This window comes from Haematobacter massiliensis, assembly GCF_000740795.1.
GTDB classification, from domain to species: Bacteria; Pseudomonadota; Alphaproteobacteria; order Rhodobacterales; family Rhodobacteraceae; genus Haematobacter; species Haematobacter massiliensis.
Genome location: NZ_JGYG01000038.1, coordinates 1 through 1,824, shown reverse-complemented (window position 1 = coordinate 1,824; position 1,824 = coordinate 1). Strand labels below are relative to the sequence as shown.

The window sequence follows — 1,824 nt, the reverse complement described above, 5'->3', positions numbered from 1 at the left end:
ACGTGAGCAGGACTTCTCCGAATGATATTAGATGCATCTTGACCGACATTCCCCAAGTGGCCTGCCGCTTGACTTCAAGATCGCCTGATTTTGCTCGCTGGGCAAGCGTTTTTCGCCCCGAGCGGTGTCTGTCGTCGCGCAAACGGCCGAAGTCGGGTGGATCAAGCCTCGAACCCGCAGCATTCTGGCCCGGCAGAGCCGCTTTTCCGCGCGGCAGACGGACCTGTCCTGCCGCTTTCGTTCAGCTTGGGCATGGATCGTGGTCATGCGCATGACGGAGGCGTTCGAAGACGGCGGATGGCGGCAAGGACGGCCCGCACCATCGGGCCGGTGACGGCGACCTCGGCCAACTGGAAGGTAATGGCGCGGGCGTGGCGGACGACGCGGGCGCCGATCTTGATCAGCTTGAGTTGCAGGCTGGTCAACGACCAGTCCGCCATGGCCTCGGGCAGTTCGATGCAGCGCAGGAAGGTTGCCAGGTTGTAGGCCAGCGCGTGCAGTTGCAGCCGCACCTCGTTGTGCCGGAACTTCCGGCATGACAGCCGCGTCCAGCGAAAGGCATATTTGCCTTCCTTGATGTGCTGCTCTGCGGTGCCGCGCTGGTTGTAGAACCTCACCACCCAGTCTGGCTCCATCGGCAGGTTGGTGACGATGAAGCCGACTTTGGGGAACAGCTCGCCCGGATGCCATTCGATCTTGGCGATGACGCGGCGCGGCTTGTCCCAGGACGCCGCCTGATACTCGAAGTCCTCGAAGAACCGTTTGACCTTGGTCAGCGAAGGCCGTCCCACGGGCCGTGTCAGCCGATGCGCGATCTTCTCGCGCAAGACGGCGTTGGCGGGCAGACGGATGGCGTAGAAGAACCTGGCTTCTTCCAGCCGCATATAGATCGCGGGGATCGCGTAGGCAGCGTCGGCCCGGAAGAAGCGTCCACCAAGGTCGCGGCCAGCATATCGGGCAATGACGGGATCAAGGACATCCCGCCAGCCATCGGCGCTGTGGACATTGCCGTTACGCAGGGCGCAGCGCTCCAGCATGCCAAACTGGTTGAACAAGAAGATGGGGTGATAGCAGGTGCAGTCGAAATGCCCGTTCCAGGCAGCACCTTCCTGATCGCCGTGGGTGGGGCTGACCGAGCTGTCCATGTCCAGCACGATGTATTTCAACCCGTTGCGGTCATGAAACCGGTCGATCCATTGGCCGTTCAGATCGGCCAGCGCCGCCCGGTTCGCGGCCAGAGCCAGCGTCTCGGTCTCGAACCGTCCCATCTGCGATGCCGAAGCAGCTTGCGCCTCGACGGCCCTGCCGCCAACGACCTGACGCATCACGGGATCGAGGGCCAAGCGGTCGGCATCGTTCACATCCTCGTATCCGGCCAGTCGTCCGAACACCGATTGCCGGAACAATCCGTCAAGCCGATGGAGCGTGTTCTTCCCGGTGCGGCTGTCTCGCAGCGCCTCCGACGCCAGATTGGACAGGCCGAGCACGTCATCAAGCTCGCGCATCACCAGCAGGCCACCGTCTGAACTGATCTGCGCACCACGGAACTCCAGACGCACACGGCGGTCGAAATCAACCCGATCTCCCCGCGCCAAGCCCGCACCCTCCAGGTGATCCATGAAACGCGCCCCTCGCAGCCGTCAACGCCATGATTTATATGCGAAATATCACGATTACGACAGCGAAATCAGCGACTTACTTGGAGAATGTGGGCTATGATAATCATCGTGGCTGCTTTTGAACCGGGTGTAGGGCTTCACAATACACTGTTTTCTGCCATCATCCTAATGTGACACCAGCTCCGCCGTCCTGAAGATCGAGGGC

General features: G+C 61.5%; 1 protein-coding gene. It reads right to left on the bottom strand.

Features of this window, described 5'->3' with window-relative positions; genetic code table 11:
* Window positions 1-263 precede the first annotated feature (263 nt).
* Entirely contained in the window at window positions 264-1,619 is a 1,356-nt protein-coding gene (locus tag CN97_RS19645; protein WP_012112698.1) for an IS1380-like element ISPme1 family transposase, read from the bottom strand.
* Between the last annotated feature and the right edge of the window lie 205 nt (window positions 1,620-1,824).

What these genes read in the sequence shown, in the direction of transcription:
- CN97_RS19645 (WP_012112698.1), bottom strand. Translation starts at nt 1,619, where the DNA reads ATGGATCACCTGGAGGGTGCGGGCTTGGCGCGGGGAGATCGGGTTGAT.